The following is a 14,289-nucleotide window of genomic DNA, read 5'->3' as shown; positions in this document are numbered from 1 at the left end:
GAAAGCGCACTCGGCTTTCCGGGCATCCCGCGTGATCTAATGTCCTTTCCCGTGATCCGCATGGACGGCGTGGTGCGAGAGAAGCAGCACGACGATGAAGAGAGCCGGAACGGACATGAAGATGATCGCGAAGCCGGTATGCTCGGCCACGAAGCCGATCAGCGAGGGGGCGAAGAGCATGCCGGAATAGCCCATGAACGTCGCGACCGAGAGACCGATGCCGGGCTGCAGCCCCGGCATGTTGCCGGCGGCCGAAAAGGCTATGGGCACCATGTTGGAAATGCCGATGCCGGCGATAGCGAAGCCGAGAATTGCGACCAACGCATTTGGCGCGAGGCCCGCAAGCACAATGCCGACAAGCGCCGTGACCGTGCAGATACGCAAGGTCCGCTTCGCGCCGAGCAGATCGCGGACATGGTCCCCGGCAAACCGCATCGCGGCCATCGTTGCGGAGAAGGCGGCAAAGCCGAAGCCGGAGAGTTCGACCGAGGCGCCGAGTTCGTTGCGCAAATAGAGCGCGCCCCAATCGAGCACCGTGCCTTCCGGCACCATCGAGAACAAGGCCATGATACCGATCAGCCAGGGCAGGGGCGTGAGCGGCAGGCGCAGCTTCTCCTTCGCCGCCGCCGGATGAGGCTGGTCGGCAAGGATCATCGGCCAGGCGATAGCCAGAACCAGAATGCTAAGGACCGTGACGACAAGCACGTGCGGCAGAATGCCGAAGCGCGCCATCAGGAAGCCGCCGATGCCGGCGCCGATCAACCCTCCGAGACTCCAATAGGCGTGGCAGGAGGACATGATCGCGCGGCGCATCGACTTTTCGACCTCGACCGCATTGGCATTCATCGCCACGTCCATGGCGCCGACGAAGCCGCCGAGCAGGAACATGCCGATCGCCGCCGTCCAGACATTCGGGGCCAGCGTCAAGAGCAGGAGCAGCGGCGACAGAATGATTGCGGTGACCTTCACCACCTTCTGCGAACCGACGCGGGCAATGAACCCGCCGGCAATCGGCATCAGCACCAGCGAGCCGATACCGAACACCAGGATCAGAAGGCCAAGCACGCCCTCGCCGATCCCGAGCCGGTCCTTGAATTCCGGAATCTTGGGGGCCCAGCTGCCGGTGACGAACCCGTTCATCAGGAACAGGAGCGACACGGCGAGCCGGGTTTTCGACATGTAGCCTTGTCGAACGATGCCTTGAGAGGCAGTTTGCGTGCGCTGATCCATGAGTAACCTTCCCGCAGCCGGATCCGTCCGGCTCAAATGGTGATTTCGATGAGATTGCCGTCGGGATCGCGGATCACGGCCTCGTAGAAGCCGTCACCCGTCCATCGGGGTTTCGAGACGAGCATGCCCTTCCCGTCTGCTCGCTCCGCCATGTCGTCCACTGCCTCGCCGCTGCCCAGCGAAAGAGCAACATGCGCATAGCCTGCACGCTCTACCGTCGCCGCGTCATGGGGAGCAAGCCATGGCCCCTCCATCACTTCGATCGAAGGCCCGCTCCGAAGCGTCAGGAAACGAGAGCGGAAACCGGGACGGCGGCGGCTTTCATAGATTTCGCCGGCCTCGGCGCCAAAGAGTTCGGCCCAGAAGGCGGCGAGCCGGTCGATGTCCGTCGTCCAGAGAGCGATATGCGCGACATTCATCGGCCCGGCCCCTTCGCCAGGACGACATCGGCTCCGCGCGCGCGGAGGGCCGTGATCTCAGCCTCGGGCGCATCGGCCTCGATAACCAGCGTCGTCACCGCCTCGATGCCGATGACGGCGTGTGGCGCGGCCGTTCCGAGCTTGTCGCTCGTTATGGCAGCGAGGACCGATCGGCTCCTCGACGCGATGAGACGCTTGAATGCCGCGTCCTCGAAATGGAAGGCTGTGAGTCCCGCTTCCGCGTCGGCGCCGCAAGCACCGAGAATGCAGAGGTCGGGGCGGAGAAGCTCGGCATCCCGTTGCGCCCGCGCGCCAACCGCCGCGCCGACGGCGCGGTCTAGCGGCCCGCCGACAAGAATAAGTTCCACGCCCGGCTTCTCCATCAAGGCGGCGGCAATGAGCGGCGTATTGGTGACGATCGTCAGCGAGAGATCCGGCTCGATCGCCTCGGCGATCGCCAGATTGGCCGAACCCGCATCGAGAAACACCGTCATGCCGCGCCGGATGAATCCGACCGCGGCCCGGGCGAGCGCCGCCTTCCGTTCCGGCGCGAAAGAGGCACGCTGGCGAAGCGACCCCGTCATCGGAGCGAGCGGCAAAGCTCCCCCATAGACGCGCTCGCAAAGGCCAGCCGCAGCCATCTCGCGCAGATCGCGACGGATCGTGTCTTCCGACACCCCGAACTCGCGCGCAAGATCGGCCGCAAGGACACGGCCGTCTGTTTTCAGCCGTTCCTGGATCAGGGATTTTCTCTCGCGCAGCAGCAGGTCCGTCGCCATATTTCACAATCGTGCATAAACGTGCATTAATCGGTTGAAACGTGAGTACCAGCCTTTCGCAGAAAATTCAATTGCCTTGCGCCGGCGGAACTTCGAATGGTCGAGCACATTTTCCGACAGGAGTGTTTTCAGTGAGATTTCGACCGGTTCAAGGAAAAATCTTCATCGAAAGCCAGATGAATTGGTGTTTTATGCGCTCAGATGCGCCGGGTTTTATGCGAATCTCGCCACAATCCGGACGACGGGCCGGAGAACAAGAAAGATGGAAAACAAGACAATGAAACTCTTTCCGACGCTTTTCGCTGCCGCCATTCTGCAAATCGCCGCCTTCGTGCCGGCCCATGCGCAATCGAACCTCGAGCAGATCAAGTCTGCCGGCGTTCTGAAAATCGGCACCGAGGGCACCTATGCTCCCTTCACCTATCACGATGCCAGCGGCGCGCTGGTGGGCTTCGATGTCGAGATCGGCCAGGAGGTCGCCAAGCGTCTTGGCGTCAAGGCCGAATTCCTCGAAGGCAAGTGGGATGGCCTGATCGCCGGCCTCGACGCCAACCGCTACGATGCGGTCATCAACCAGGTCGGCATCACCGAAGAGCGCAAGAAGAAGTACGATTTCTCGGAACCCTATATCGCCTCCAAGGCGGTCCTCATCGTTAAAGGCGACAATGAGGAGATCAAGGACTTCGCCGATCTGAAAGGCAAGAAATCCGCGCAGTCGCTGACCAGCAACTTCGGCAAGCTCGCCGAGGCCTCGGGCGCCGAGCTCGTCGGCACCGACGGTTTCGACCAGTCGATCCAGCTGGTGCTGACCGGCCGCGCCGATGCGACGATCAACGACAGCCTGTCCTTCCTTGACTTCAAGAAGCAGAAGCCCGACGCAAACGTGAAGATCGCCGCCGAACAGGCCGATGCCGATTATTCCGGCATCATCATCCGCAAGAACGAGCCGGACCTGCTGGCTGCGATCAACAAGGCGCTTGCGGAAATCAAGGCCGACGGCACCTACGACAAAATCTCGCAGAAATATTTCGGCGCCGACGTCTCGAAGTAACGTGTGGAAGGCCGCCGGATCGGCCCCTCGTCCGCCTGCCGGCACCTTTCCCCGTAAGCGGGGCGAAGGTGTATGCCACGTCGCCTTAGTCCCCTCTCCCCGCCTGCGGGGAGAGGGCTAGTCCTCGGGTTAAACCCGAGGAGAGGGGCAGCCCGCAGGGCCGGGAGGGGTCCGACCGGGTAGTTGCATGGAATGCGGGCTTCACACCCTTCCCCATCCTGCTTTATGAATTGTGGTCCGTTCCGACCCCGGAGCGGATCGCGCTTTTTTGAAAGGCTTTCCCTTGCCCAACTGGCTTCATTGGCTTCCCCTGATGGCGGAATCGCTGCCGACCCTGCTTTGGGCCGGGTTGATCTTCACGATCCCGCTGACCCTGCTTTCCTTCGCCCTCGGCCTGGTGTTGGGCCTCGTCACCGCTCTCGTCCGGCTCTTTGCACCAGCGCCTTTCGTCGCCGTGGCGCGGTTCTATGTCTGGGTGATCCGCGGAACGCCGCTCCTCGTCCAGCTCTTCGTCATTTTCTACGGCCTGCCGAGCATGAACATATTGCTCGATGCCTTCCCCGCTGCCCTGATCGGCTTCACGCTCAACATCGGTGCCTATACGTCCGAAATCATCCGCGCAACGATCTCCTCCGTGCCGCGCGGCCAGTGGGAAGCGGCCTATTCGATCGGCATGAGCTGGAGTCAGGTGATGCGCCGGACGATCCTGCCGCAGGCAACCCGGGTCGCAATCCCGCCCCTCTCGAACACTTTCATTTCGCTGGTGAAGGACACCTCGCTCGCCGCAGCCATTACGGTACCCGAACTCTTCCAGACGGCGCAGCGCATCGTCGCGACCACCTATGAACCGCTGATCCTTTATATCGAGGCGGCGCTGATCTATCTTGCGATGAGCTCCGTATTGTCGGCCCTGCAGGTGAGGCTGGAGCGCCGCTTCGCCCGCTACGGCGGCTTCCTGGAGGCACGCGCATGATCGAACTCACCGACATCGAAAAGCGCTTCGGCACCAACCTGGTGCTCAAGGGAATCAGCGTCACGATGGCCGAAGGCACGGTAACGGCGCTGGTCGGCCCTTCCGGCGGCGGCAAGAGCACGTTGCTCAGATGCGTCAACTTGCTCGAGATCCCGACACATGGCGCGATCCGGCTTGGCGACGAACGGCTGGAGTTCGCGCCTCACCGCACGGTCGGCTGGCGGGCGATCCAAAAGCTGCGCCGGCAAACCGGCATGGTCTTTCAGAATTTCCAGCTCTTTCCCCATCAGACCGCGCTCGGCAACGTGATGGAGGGTCTTGTGACTGTCCTCAAATGGCCGGCGGACCGTGCCCGCACCCGCGCGCTCGAACTCCTGGAGAAGGTCGGCATGGCGCACAAGGCGGATGCCTGGCCGTCGACCCTTTCCGGCGGTCAGCAGCAGCGCGTCGCTATCGCCCGCGCGCTCGCCCCCTCGCCGCGTGTTCTTCTTTGTGACGAGCCGACCTCCGCGCTCGATCCGGAACTCGCCGAGGAAGTGGTGGAAGTCCTGAGCCGCTTAGCGCGCGAAGGCACGACGATGATCATGGCGACCCACGACCTCCGCCTCGCCTCGCGCGTCGCCGATCACGTGATCTTCCTCGACGGCGGCATCGTTGTGGAAAGCGGACCGCCGCGAAAGATCTTCTCGACGCCGGAACGGGAACGCACCAAGAAGTTCATCGCCTCGCTGAGTGCACCGATGAGGTACGATATCTGAGCGATCCAGGCGACCTCAGCGCAATCGAAGGCAGGGCCAACGACTGGACCGTTTCCGGCAGTTAACCTAAATCTCGGGGTCAATTCGAGTGTTCGTCGCAAGTTTGGTGGCAGAATTCGTGTTTTTGCAAGCGAGTTCAATCACCTCATTGATGAACCGGGTTTTTGCTGCGGTATAGCCATCGCCGTCGTGTGCAAACTCTTTGGCAAGATCTTGCTTCAGTGAGCCATAGGCGGTGGCCACGTCCTTATGGGCCAGCAGGTAGTCCCGAAATATGAGGCGACGAATGTGCGTTTCGTTCGCGGGTAGACAGAGGTAGACGCGTTGTTTCGGAACGCTTATCCGATCCATGAAGGCCCATACATCGTCGTCGTAGCGATTGCCGCGAGATTCATATCCAGCAGCAATCAGGACGGAACCCGCTGAGGGAACATCCGATAGGCTCCGGAGGGTGACATCTATGTCGATAACCGGCTTAGCGGATAAACCGGGAACTGCGGTGCTGCCAATGTGATCGATGGTGACAACGCTGGCTCCCAGCAATCGCCGTATGGTTTCCTCAATCTCTAAAAAGCTGTTCGCCCATGTTTCATGATAAGGGACGACTTCAACTAACGTGGGCATGCGTCTTTTCCCGTGGTGTTGCGAAATCCTCGTTCATGGCGACGCTTTCACGACCGACATTAGCGATTTCGCGGGAGAGCTGCTTGCGACTGTCGCGATTGGCAGTCGCACCGGGAATCGCTTTTGCCATAAACCGCTCGCGGCAGGCTGTCGCGAGCGGTTGCTTGCGATCCGTTAAGCGATAAGCGGAATCGCCCCGGCCGTTCCCCACAAGATCAGGTGGTGTTACACCCCGAAAACGATCAACAAGTCCTTGGCGTCGATCTGGTCGCCGGCGCGCACCAGCACCTCGGCGATCACGCCGTCCTTTTCGGCATGCAGCGCCGTCTCCATCTTCATCGCCTCGATCGAGAGCAGCACGTCTCCGGCCTTGACCGGTTGGCCGGCGTGAACCGCGACGGTGGAGACCACGCCCGGCATCGGCGCGCCGAGATGGGCGGCGTTGCCGGCCTCGGCCTTGCGCCGGATGGCGCTCGAGGCGCCGCGGTTGCGGTCCGGCACCTTGATCGAACGCGGCTGGCCGTTCATTTCGAAGAACATCTTGACCATGCCCTTCTCGTCGATCTCGCCCTGCGCCTGATTGAGGATGACGAGCGTCTTGCCCTTCTCGATGTCGGCGAAGAGTTCCTCGCCCGGTGCCATGCCGTAGAAATAGGCGGGCGTCGGCAGCACGCTGACCGGTCCATAGGTCTCGGCAGCCATTGCGTAATCGGTGAAGACCTTCGGGTACATGAGATAGGACGCGAACTCGAAGTCTGTGAGTTCGCGGCCGAGCTTCTCTTCGATGTCCTTACGCTCCTGATCGAGATCGGCGTCCGCAAGCAGCGAGCCGGGACGGGCGGTATAGGGCTTGTCGCCCTTCAGCGCCTTTTTCTGCAGCGCCTCCGGCCAGCCACCCGGCGGCTGGCCGAGATCGCCCTTCAGCATCGAGACGACCGATTCGGGGAAGGCAATGTCCTTTGCCGGGTTCTCGACGTCGGTCACCGTCAGGTCCTGGGAGACCATCATCAGTGCCATGTCGCCGACCACCTTGGACGACGGCGTCACCTTGACGATGTCGCCGAACATCTGGTTGGCGTCTGCATAGGCCTGCGCGACCTCGTGCCAGCGGGTTTCCAACCCGAGCGAACGGGCCTGCTCCTTGAGGTTGGTGAACTGGCCGCCCGGCATTTCGTGCAGATAGACTTCCGAGGCCGGCCCCTTGAGGTCGCTTTCGAAGGCCGCGTACTGATGGCGCACCGCCTCCCAGTAGAAGGAGATGCGGCGGATCCATTCCGGATCGAGGCCGGGATCGCGGTCCGAGCCGGAAAGAGCCTCGACGATCGAGCCGAGGCAGGGCTGCGAGGTGTTGCCGGAGAGCGCATCCATCGCCGCATCGACGATGTCGACGCCGGATTCGACGGCGGCAAGCACGGTCGCGGCGGCAATGCCGGAAGTGTCGTGCGTATGGAAATGGATCGGCAGGTCGGTTGCCTCGCTCAGCGCCTTGAACAGCACGCGCGCCGCCGCCGGCTTCAGAAGGCCCGCCATGTCCTTGACGGCGATGATATGAGCGCCGGCTTTCTGAAGTTCCGCCGCCAGCGCGGTATAGTATTTCAGGTCGTATTTCGGCCGGGCGGACTTGAGAATATCGCCGGTATAGCAGATCGCCGCCTCGCAGATCCTGTTCTCTTCGGCGACCGCGTCCATCGATACGCGCATGTTCTCCACCCAGTTCAGGCAGTCGAAGACGCGGAAGACGTCGATGCCGCCCTTTGCCGCCTGGCGGACGAAGTATTTGACGACGTTGTCGGGATAGTTCTTGTAGCCGACGCCGTTGGCGCCGCGCAGAAGCATCTGGAGAAGCAGGTTCGGCGCGCCCTCGCGCACCATTGCCAGCCGCTCCCACGGGTCTTCCGTCAGGAAGCGCATCGACACGTCGAAGGTCGCGCCGCCCCAGCATTCGAGCGAAAACAAATTCGGCAGCGCCCGCGCGTAGGTGCCGGCGATGCGCGCGATGTCGTAGGTGCGCATGCGTGTCGCAAGCAGCGACTGATGGCCGTCGCGCATCGTCGTGTCGGTGATCAGCGCCTGAGGCTGCGCCTTGACCCATTCGGCGAACTTCTTCGGTCCAAGCGCGTCGAGACGCTGTTTGGTCCCGGGCTGCACCTCGCCGCCGATGAACGGCACCACGGGCGCGGCAATGTCGTCGGACGGCCGCGGCCGGCCCTTGGCTTCCGGATGGCCGTTGACGGTGACGTCGGCGAGATAGGTGAGCAACTTGGTGGCGCGGTCCTGGCGCTTGACCTGCTGGAACAGTTCCGGCGTCGTGTCGATGAAGCGGGTCGTGTAGCTGTTGTCCTGGAATTTCGGATGGCTGATGATCGCTTCTAGGAAGGTGAGGTTGGTTGCGACACCGCGGATGCGGAATTCTCTCAGCGCGCGGATCATCCGCTTGATCGCCTCATCCGGGTTCGGCGCCCAGGCCGTCACCTTTTCCAGCAACGGATCGTAGTAGCGGGTGATCACAGCGCCGGAATAGGCCGTGCCGCCGTCGAGACGGATGCCAAAGCCAGTAGCGCCGCGATAGGCGGTGATACGACCGTAGTCGGGAATAAAGTTCTGCTCGGGATCTTCGGTCGTGATGCGGCACTGCAGCGCATGGCCGTTCAGCCGGATATTTTCCTGTGAAGGGACGCCCGATTCCGGCGTGCCGATGGCATGGCCGTCGAGGATGTGGATCTGCGCCTTGACGATGTCGATGCCGGTGACGACTTCGGTCACCGTGTGCTCGACCTGGATGCGCGGATTGACCTCGATGAAGTAGAACTTGCCGGTATCGGCATCCATCAGGTACTCGACGGTGCCGGCGCCGACATAGTTTGTCGCCTCGGCGATCCGCTTCGAGTAGGCGGCAAGCTCCTCGCGCTGCGCGGCATTGAGGTAAGGCGCGGGTGCGCGCTCGACGACCTTCTGGTTGCGCCGCTGGATCGAACAATCGCGCTCGAAGAGATGCACGACATTGCCATGGGTGTCGCCAAGGATCTGGCTTTCGACATGGCGGGCGCGCTCGACCAGCTTCTCCAGATAGACCTCGTCCTTGCCGAAAGCGGCCTTGGCCTCGCGCTTCGCCTCGGTCACTTCGCGGATCAGGTCCTTGGGGTCGCGGATCGCCCGCATGCCGCGGCCGCCCCCGCCCCAGGAGGCCTTCAGCATCACCGGATAGCCGATCTCCTCAGCGAGTTTCGCGATCTCCGTCGGGTCATCCGGCAGCGGATCCGTCGCCGGCACGACCGGCACGCCGATCGAGATCGCCAGATTGCGCGCGGCCACCTTGTTGCCGAGCTGGCGCATCGTCTCCGGCTTCGGGCCGATGAAGGTGATGCCGTTTACCGCGCAGGCTTCGGCGAATTCCGGGCTTTCGGAAAGCAGGCCGTAGCCCGGATGAATGGCGTCGGCGCCCGACAGCTTGGCGACGCGGATCACCTCGTCGATCGACAGATAGCTTTCGATCGGGCCGAGATCGCGGGCAAGATGCGGCCCGCGTCCGACCTGATAACTCTCGTCCGCCTTGAAGCGGTGCAGTGCCAGTTTGTCCTCCTCAGCCCATATCGCGACCGTTTTCAAACCCAGTTCGTTGGCCGCGCGGAACACACGGATGGCAATTTCGGAACGGTTGGCGACAAGGATCTTAGAGATAGGCAAGTCGGACTCCTCAAGACTTGAAAACGCGGGAATGCTGCACCCGCGAAATGAAGTTTTAGCGAGTCAATGAATGAAGTGCAATTTCAGATGCGACACTACAGCGCCGCGCATCCAATCGGACGCGCAGGGGACGCTGCAGCACTTTTGAAGTGTTATTTTAAGGGAACAAGCGGTAGAGCGGGATGAGGAAAGGTGTGAGCGGTTTCTGGCTGGAATCGATCACACGGACGGATTTGACCTCAGGAAATGAGGCCAAGACGGAAGGCGATGGCGACAACGTGATGGCGATTCTTCGCTTTCAGCTTCTCCTGGATGCCGTTCATGTACCAGTCGACGGTGTGGCTCGAAATGTCTAGGACCTTTCCGATGTCGTTCGACGTCATGCCGTCGGCGAGATAGTTCAGCGCCTCCATTTCGCGCCGCGTCATCTGCACTTCGACACGCGAGACGAGCTCGGCCATGATCTCCGGATCGGTGAGCTCCAGCAGCTTCCAGAAGAGCCTCTTCGCGATCGCGTCGAAAAGGCTGAGTTCGACGGGGCTGAGATCGACCACGCGCCCGCCGACGGTGAGATTGCCCATCAGCCCGCGCCGGCCGTGCACCGGGAAGATATAGCCGTCGAAAAGGCCGTGATTGCGCGCCTCGACCATCATGCTTTCCATGCGCTTGCGGTGCGGGTCCGAGCGGAAGGCCGCGAGCGTGTCGCGCCAGCGGAAACCGCGTTGCGCATGGCCGAGATAGCGGATCGTCGGATCTATGACGACATACTTCTTGCGGATGTAGATTTGCGGCCACCCGTCCGGCCAGCGGCCGGCAAGCAGCAGCCTCAGCGGGTTCTCGTTGGGCTTCGGTTGGCGCACGACACCGTAGAAGTCGAAACCGCAACGATCGAGCAGTCGTTCGAACTCGGGCAGGATCTCCTCGCGCGTCTTCATCTCTTCCAAGAGCGCCAGAAACTGTACGAGCAACGTGATATTCATAGAGCACCTTCAGGTCGGGAATGCACGGGCGCAGCGCTTGAAAAGCCTCCATGAACGCGCCGTTCAGAAGCCATTCATGTTGCAACCGCGATAATTCTTCTTATCACGCCCGGTCTTGCACGAAACCTGCAAAATATCGGAGTGGAGGCACAAGATAGCGGACTATGGATTATCCCGCCAATCCTCCCTTGGCACCGGATGCTCCCAGAGCCCGCAGGGTTTAGCCTCCACCTTTTCCGCAGGAATGTCGCAAGGCCGCCCAGCGGGGCCTTGGGGCCTGGCACGGTGGCGAAAGTCTGCCACCCGGGCCGCCAAGGGGCACAAATGCACTCGCCGCATCGAAGCGTTGCTGCGGCGCAACATCCGATGCCCAGAAGGGGTGAGACAGTGTCTTTGTTCCAGGTGTATGCAAGAGCCCTCCAGTATCTTGCCGTTCACAAATTCCGCGTCGGGGCGATCGTCATCGCCAACGTCGTGCTCGCCATCATCACGATTGCCGAACCGATCCTCTTTGGCCGCATCATCGATGCGATTTCCTCCAAGGGGGAAGTCACGCCGATGCTGCTCATGTGGGCGGGGTTCGGTGTCTTCAACACGGTGGCCTTTGTCCTCGTCGCCCGTGAGGCCGACCGCCTCGCACACGGACGCCGCGCAACGCTCCTGACCGAAGCGTTCGGGCGAATCGTGTCCATGCCGCTATCCTGGCACAGCCAGCGCGGCACATCCAACGCGCTGCACACGCTGCTGCGCGCCTGCGAAACCCTTTTCGGCCTTTGGCTCGAATTCATGCGGCAGCACTTGGCGACGGCCGTGGCCCTCGTCCTGCTCGTGCCGACCGCCTTCGTAATGGACATGCGCCTTTCGATCGTTCTCGTCATCCTCGGCGCGGCCTATGTATTGATCAGCAAGGCCGTGATGAACCGTACGAAGGAAGGTCAGGCTTCGGTCGAGAACCACTATCATACGGTTTTCTCCCACGTCTCCGACGCGATCAGCAACGTTTCGGTCGTTCATAGCTACAACCGCATCGAAGCGGAAACGCGCGAGCTGAAGAAATTCACCGAGCGGCTGATCTCGGCGCAGTTCCCCGTGCTCGACTGGTGGGCGCTGGCAAGCGCGCTGAACCGCATTGCTTCGACCATCTCGATGATGGCGATCCTCATCATCGGCACGGTGCTGGTGCAGCGCGGCGAGCTCGGCGTCGGCGAGGTCGTTGCCTTTATCGGCTTCGCCAACCTGCTCATCGGCCGCCTCGACCAGATGAAAGCCTTCGTCACGCAGATCTTCGAGGCACGCGCCAAGCTTGAAGACTTCTTCCAGCTCGAGGATTCGGTCCGCGAACGCGAAGAGCCGGCCGGGGCGCAGGAACTGACCGGCGTCGTCGGCGAGGTGGAATTCCGCGACGTGTCCTTCGACTTCGCCAACACGAATCAGGGCGTGCGCAACGTCTCGTTCAAGGCGAAGGCCGGCCAGACGGTCGCCATCGTCGGCCCGACCGGCGCCGGCAAGACGACGCTCGTCAATCTCCTGCAGCGGGTCCACGATCCGAAGCACGGCCAGATCCTGATCGACGGCGTCGACATCTCTACCGTCACGCGCAAGTCGCTGCGCCGGTCGATCGCCACCGTCTTCCAGGATGCCGGTCTCATGAACCGCTCGATCGGCGACAACATCCGCCTTGGCCGAGACGACGCTTCGCTCGAAGAGATCATGGCCGCCGCGGAAGCCGCAGCCGCAAGCGACTTCATCGAAAGCCGCATGAACGGCTACGACACCGTCGTCGGCGAACGCGGAAACCGCCTGTCGGGTGGCGAGCGCCAGCGTGTCGCCATCGCCCGCGCCATCCTCAAGAACTCGCCGATCCTGGTGCTCGACGAGGCGACGAGCGCGCTCGACGTCGAGACCGAAGCCCGCGTCAAGGATGCGATCGATGCACTGCGCAAGGACCGCACCACCTTCATCATCGCCCACCGCCTTTCGACGGTGCGCGAGGCCGACCTGGTGATCTTCATGGATCATGGCCGGGTCGTCGAGATGGGCGGCTTCAACGAGCTCAGCCACAGCAACGGGCGCTTCGCCGCCTTGCTGCGGGCAAGCGGTATCCTGACCGACGAGGATGTTCGCAAGAGCCATACGGCGGCGTGAGTTCGCCACAGCGTCCTGCAATCGAGAAACGCCCTGGAGCGCCTGCTCCGGGGCGTTTTTTATTTCATCGGGCCTACAGCGCCGCTCGTCAGCAACATCTCCGAGCCGCCAGCCTGGCACCCCCTCTGCCCGGCAGGACAGAGGGGAGTATCAACCCTCGATTTCCGCCGTTGCAAGCCGGTCGGCTCTGCTCAACAGGGGCCACGGCGTTCCAGAACGCTCTCATGCGGCCCTGAGCGGTTTCGCGACCGCCACCTCTTTCAGCCATTCGAGGTAATAGGCGTAGACGAAGTGCAGGCCGATGCCGGCGATGACGAAGAGCGAGCCGATGATCGGGTTCCGGCCGGTGACGAAAAGTAGGACTTGGCCCGCCATCGCAAGGATGGTCCCGAAGATGAAAACCGCGAGCGAATGGCGCCCGATCATCACCAGCGGATGATTGCGCTGAAGCCTGGTCAACCGGCTGACGAGCGGGGTGATGGCGAGGAGATAGGCGAGCGCCAGCACGTGCAGAAACCGCGTCAGCGACAGGAACGTCTTGTCGAAGCCGGTGAGCACCGCCGGCAGCCCGAAGGAGAAGTCGATGTTCCACCAGGAAAACAGGACCCAGAAGGCGGAGACAAGCAGATAGGCGGCAGAAACCCCCATGAGCCACCGGTTTCGCGGCAGGCTGCCGCCGGCCCGAACGTGGCTCATGCAAAGAATGCCGATGACGAAAAGGAACTGCCAGGACCAGGGATTGAGGAACCAGTAGCCCTCGTCCAGGAAGTTGGACGGCACCAGCTTGAACCAACCGGCGGCGAGCCACAGCACGGCTGACAGTGCAAGGAGGAGCCATCGCCCCACCGCGTTCAGCCACAGGATACCGGGCAGCATCAGGAACAGCGCCGCATAGAGCGACAGGATGTTGTTGTAGCCGAGCTGGTGGCCGAGCAGCACCATCGCGACGATGCCTTGCTCGGCCTGCTCGACGATGGGCCGGATGTTGATCTCGCCGATCAGGTCCTGGCGGCCGAAATAGAGCGCGCCGCCCGCGAAGATCGCCAGCGTGACGACGCTCGTCATGATATGCGCGACATAGAGCGTCAGCGCGCGCCGCCATATCTTCAAAGTCAGGGCGAGCCTTGCGCCCGCGACGAATTTTCCGCTATAGGCTGCGCCGACCGCCAAGCCGGAAATCAGCACGAAGGCCTCGGCTGAATCGGAAAAGCCGATGTTCTTGTGTGTCAGATATTCGAGATATTGGCCCGGGACGTGGTTAATGAAGATCGTCAACAGGCAGAGAGCGCGAAAGACGTCGAGGCGCGTATCGCGTTCCGTGATAACCGGCACAGGACGAGGAACGCTGATCTTGTGTTGATTGGAGCCCGGATCGTTGTGATCCGAGCCGGCAACCTTGATCGCGTCCTTGCCGAATGTCGTTTGCAGCATGCGGTCTGGTATCCGGGTTTGGCGCCCCGCCCCACCCCTGTTGGAAGAGGATGCCGAGAGCGCGATCCGGCCATATCCGAGACGCGTCCGGCATCGTTGATGAAGCGCGATCTACGGCATGTTTCGTTAAATCGGAGCCGATTTAAGGACAAAACACGCAGCAATTCAAAGTGCTACAGCGTCCTCTACCCGTCCGATAAGACGCGCGGCGCTGT

The 14,289-nt window shown here is 62.1% G+C and carries 11 protein-coding genes; 4 read left to right on the top strand and 7 right to left on the bottom strand.

Annotated elements, in window-relative coordinates:
* Positions 1-36: 36 nt before the first annotated feature.
* From QN224_RS18700 to QN224_RS18690, 3 genes are read right to left on the bottom strand one after another with little or no spacing between them, the layout of a single operon-like run.
* Positions 37-1,230: an MFS transporter gene (locus tag QN224_RS18700; RefSeq protein WP_283977899.1), complete on the bottom strand. Its 1,194-nt coding sequence runs from the start codon at positions 1,228-1,230 to the stop codon at positions 37-39.
* Between the two features lie 32 nt (positions 1,231-1,262).
* Complete coding sequence (locus QN224_RS18695) at positions 1,263-1,649, bottom strand: VOC family protein (RefSeq protein WP_283977898.1); 387 nt, start codon at positions 1,647-1,649, stop codon at positions 1,263-1,265.
* On the bottom strand, positions 1,646-2,428 hold the full coding sequence (locus QN224_RS18690; protein ID WP_283977897.1) for a DeoR/GlpR family DNA-binding transcription regulator: 783 nt from the start codon (positions 2,426-2,428) through the stop codon (positions 1,646-1,648). The genes QN224_RS18695 and QN224_RS18690 overlap by 4 nt, the downstream gene beginning before the upstream one ends.
* A gap of 277 nt (positions 2,429-2,705) precedes the next feature.
* Between QN224_RS18690 and QN224_RS18685 the strand changes: the two genes are divergently transcribed.
* The 3 genes from QN224_RS18685 to QN224_RS18675 all read left to right on the top strand — a co-directional run bounded on the left by QN224_RS18685 (position 2,706) and on the right by QN224_RS18675 (position 5,210).
* A complete protein-coding gene (locus tag QN224_RS18685; RefSeq protein WP_269284408.1) occupies positions 2,706-3,479 on the top strand; it encodes an amino acid ABC transporter substrate-binding protein in 774 nt (257 codons plus the stop codon).
* A 313-nt stretch (positions 3,480-3,792) separates the two neighbouring features.
* Positions 3,793-4,452 (top strand): amino acid ABC transporter permease, encoded by a 660-nt coding sequence (locus QN224_RS18680; RefSeq protein WP_173508672.1) that lies wholly within the window; start codon positions 3,793-3,795, stop codon positions 4,450-4,452.
* Positions 4,449-5,210 carry an amino acid ABC transporter ATP-binding protein gene (locus QN224_RS18675; protein WP_283977896.1) on the top strand — a complete coding sequence of 254 codons (762 nt, stop codon included), beginning with the start codon at positions 4,449-4,451 and terminating at the stop codon, positions 5,208-5,210. The genes QN224_RS18680 and QN224_RS18675 overlap by 4 nt, the downstream gene beginning before the upstream one ends.
* 66 nt (positions 5,211-5,276) lie before the next feature.
* Here QN224_RS18675 and QN224_RS18670 read toward each other — a convergent pair whose 3' ends face one another.
* The 3 genes from QN224_RS18670 to QN224_RS18660 all read right to left on the bottom strand — a co-directional run bounded on the left by QN224_RS18670 (position 5,277) and on the right by QN224_RS18660 (position 10,498).
* The gene (locus QN224_RS18670) at positions 5,277-5,834 is read right to left on the bottom strand and encodes a GrpB family protein (protein WP_283977895.1); all 558 of its coding nucleotides are present in this window, start codon (positions 5,832-5,834) and stop codon (positions 5,277-5,279) included.
* Between the two features lie 225 nt (positions 5,835-6,059).
* A complete protein-coding gene (gene pyc, locus QN224_RS18665; protein ID WP_283977894.1) occupies positions 6,060-9,518 on the bottom strand; it encodes a pyruvate carboxylase in 3,459 nt (1,152 codons plus the stop codon).
* A 239-nt stretch (positions 9,519-9,757) separates the two neighbouring features.
* A complete protein-coding gene (locus QN224_RS18660; RefSeq protein WP_136505318.1) occupies positions 9,758-10,498 on the bottom strand; it encodes an autoinducer binding domain-containing protein in 741 nt (246 codons plus the stop codon).
* 387 nt (positions 10,499-10,885) lie between these two features.
* On the opposite strand from QN224_RS18660, the gene QN224_RS18655 reads away from it, so the two are divergent.
* Positions 10,886-12,643, top strand: coding sequence for a glucan ABC transporter ATP-binding protein/ permease (locus tag QN224_RS18655; RefSeq protein ID WP_283977893.1), 1,758 nt, complete (start codon positions 10,886-10,888; stop codon positions 12,641-12,643).
* A 222-nt stretch (positions 12,644-12,865) separates the two neighbouring features.
* Here the strand turns inward: QN224_RS18655 and QN224_RS18650 are convergent, their stop codons facing one another.
* Positions 12,866-13,966, bottom strand: a complete 1,101-nt coding sequence (locus tag QN224_RS18650) for an OpgC domain-containing protein (protein ID WP_283978048.1) — start codon at positions 13,964-13,966, stop codon at positions 12,866-12,868.
* Positions 13,967-14,289 lie beyond the last annotated feature (323 nt).

The organism is Sinorhizobium sp. 7-81 (genome assembly GCF_030124405.1).
GTDB lineage: Bacteria > Pseudomonadota > Alphaproteobacteria > Rhizobiales > Rhizobiaceae > Sinorhizobium > Sinorhizobium psoraleae.
The sequence above is the reverse complement of the archived record's forward strand: the minus strand, read 5'-3'. Positions and strand labels throughout refer to the sequence as shown.